We start from the raw sequence: 2,829 nt of genomic DNA, 5'->3' as shown, positions 1-2,829 counted from the left end.
CACTGCTTGAACTGGATATCGCGAGCCCTGCGGCTGGAACGCGTGCGTCTGCCGCCACGCTTCAAACGGCGCGACTCCAAAGGGGCAGCTTCAGGCAGGGACACCTCAAACGTCTGCGTCCATAATGGTTTCGGCCCTCGACGCAAGGCCAGACCAATGCCCTCAATCCCGATGTCGATGGCCAACACAGTGGCCGACTGATAAAACGGGTGCGCAGTGTTCCATGTCTGCTCACCCGCATTTGGCGGAGTTTCGAGGATGTAATCTTTCATCTTGATTGGGAGCTGGGTTTGTCGCAGTATTCAAATGCCTCAAGGCAGATCAAAACCTGTGGAACGGTTGGCCGGAGAGCCAGAGCCGCAAGGCCCCACAACTCCGGCAATTTTTTGACCACATGTTGAGCATTTGATCGAATAGCCTATCCTACGGTAATTTGTGTTAAAGTTAAGCATTGCTGCCCGCTAAAAGTCTTAGCTGGATCATTGATTTCCCCCAGCTTTTACTCACTCTTGCAACGAAGGAAAGTTAAAGTTCCGAACGGAGCGGTAGCAGTGGGCTAAAGAAGCTGCTGTCTTTATGTGGTGCCCATCCGATCAACTCAGCAGCGCCTTCACCACGCGTTGCACATCCAGGGTGAACCCCTGTCCGTTCTCGAACGACTTCACCTCCCTGGTGACCTGCACCACAGGATAGCGCACGGTGTTGAGGCCGTAGGTGCGGTAGGCGGCGGCGAAGATTTCGCATTCGACGATGCCAGTGCGGTCGCAGATTGAGATGCACTTCATGAGCTGGCGGCGGGAGCGCGTGTCTGACTGCTCCAGGGGCAGCATGGCGTAAAATCCCGCCTCATAAATCTTGGTGAAGCGCAGGCCAACCAGTCGCACGCTGACTCGGCGCTCCCATTCATCGCAGCGGACTGGTCAAAGACTACTTGGATTCAACCAGAGGGACGGTCATCGCAGAGCGGCTACCGCCGTATGCACCCGAGCTCAATCCTGCGGAATACATGTGGGGACATTTGAAGTGCCACGAGATCGCTAACCTGATCACCACGCAGGCATGGGAACTGAGCCTTGAGGCGACAGCGGCGCTACGGCGCATGCGCCGCCGTCCTTCAATCATTGCCGCATGCTTCTCTCAGGCCGAGTTATGGCCTTAATCTCACTCTATTATGCGAGTCTCAGTAAAGCGATTGTTTGGCAATAAACTGCCTCAGCATTTTCACCCCGGCTGCTTTGCGATGACACACATTCACTACTTCGTCTGCCGTTTTGCCTCAGCAGGCGCTGCCGCTTCCTTAATGGCGCGGTAGTCATGGGACATTTGTTCAGCTTTAGCGCGTGCGCTGGCATCGTAGTTCCAGAACTCTTGCACCACGGCTTCGATTTCGGGGTAGTCGCTGCCGTCATCGCCGATGGATTTACGGCGCGCGGCAAGTTGTTGTTTGAGTTCGGTAACGACGGTGGCATACGCGGGATCGTCATAGACGTTGACGAGTTCCTGTGGGTCCTGTTTCAAATCGTAAAGCTCCCAGGCTGGTGGTGTGCGGGGGAATTTGTCGTCGCGGCCCATGCCGTAGTAGAAGATGAGTTTGTGCGTCTTGGTGCGCAGCCCCAGCATGCCGGGATTGTCGTGGTGCCACAGGTGCATCCAGTACCGGTAATAAGCGGACTGTTTCCAATCAGCGGGCTCGGTGTTGGTTTCGCAGATGGATTTGAAGCTACGGCCCTGCATGAACTCCGGCGTTTTGACACCGACAAATTCCAGCAGTGTGGGAGCGAAGTCCACGTTCTCGATGATCGCATTGCTGCGGCTGCCCGCCTTGATCGCGGCGGGGTAGCGGATGATGAAGGGCATGCGCTCGGACTCCTCATACATCCAACGTTTGTCCTGGTAGTCGTGCTCGCCCAGCATCATGCCTTGGTCGCTGGTATAGACGATGATGGTGTTGTCCATCAGCCCGGCGCTGCGCAGGTAGTCAAAGAAGATCGCGAGGCTGTCGTCCACGCCCTTCACGCAACGCAGGTAGCGCTTGATGTAATCGTTGTACGCGGTGCGTTTGCGCAGTTCTGCGGTGGGCAGGTCTTCATGGTGCCATTCTTTGACGTAGTTTCGCCGCAGGTTGCGGTCGCCGATGCTGGTGCCGATGTATGGCAGGAGTTCGTCCTGATACCCCCGCGTGGCCAGCGATCCAAATGCGGGCTGCTGCCACAGACTCTCGGGCTCGGGAATGGCCACGTCCTTCAGGTAGTCTTCATAACGCGGCGCGTATTCAAACATGTCATGCGGTGCCTTGTGATGATACATGAGGAAGAAGGGCTTGCCCGGATCGCGCTGTGTCTTGAGCCAGTCGAGCGCGGCATCGGTAATGGCATCGGTGACGTGCTGGCCGTGGCGGTTGATCTTGGTCTGCGGCCATGGCTTGGCACCGCGCACGATGAACTCGGGATCAAAGTATTTCCCCTGACCCGGCAAGACGCAGTAGTAGTCGAACGCAGCCGGTTCCTCATCGAGGTGCCACTTGCCGATCATCGCGGTCTGGTAGCCCGCCTGCTTCATCTCGATGGGCAGGTACTGCCGCGCAGGTTCGATCCTGCCGTTGAGATCATAGACTTTGTTCGTGTGATTGTACTGCCCGGTGATCACACAGGCGCGGCTGGGCGTGCAGATGGAGTTCGTGACAAAACAGTTCTCAAACAGCATACCCTCCTTCGCCAGCCGGTCGATGGTCGGTGTCGGATTCAGCTTCGCGAGCCGCCCACCATACGCGCCGATGGCCTGCGACGTGTGATCGTCAGCCATGATGTAAATGATGTTTGGCGGCGTGGC

The 2,829-nt window shown here is 57.0% G+C and carries 3 protein-coding genes; all 3 read right to left on the bottom strand.

Going from position 1 to position 2,829, the window contains the following annotated elements:
* A partial coding sequence (locus PSV43_RS16760; protein ID WP_300199859.1) for a hypothetical protein occupies positions 1 to 272 on the bottom strand: 272 nt, incomplete at its 3' end.
* Between the two features lie 321 nt (positions 273 to 593).
* A complete protein-coding gene (locus PSV43_RS16755; protein WP_300199856.1) occupies positions 594 to 884 on the bottom strand; it encodes a hypothetical protein in 291 nt (96 codons plus the stop codon).
* A 370-nt stretch (positions 885 to 1,254) separates the two neighbouring features.
* Positions 1,255 to 2,814, bottom strand: a complete 1,560-nt coding sequence (locus PSV43_RS16750; RefSeq protein WP_345784671.1) for a sulfatase — start codon at positions 2,812 to 2,814, stop codon at positions 1,255 to 1,257.
* Positions 2,815 to 2,829 lie beyond the last annotated feature (15 nt).

Source organism: Prosthecobacter sp. (assembly GCF_029946185.1).
Taxonomy (GTDB): Bacteria; Verrucomicrobiota; Verrucomicrobiia; order Verrucomicrobiales; family Verrucomicrobiaceae; genus Prosthecobacter.
Note: the sequence above shows the minus strand (reverse complement) of the source record. Positions and strands in the feature narration are given on the sequence as shown.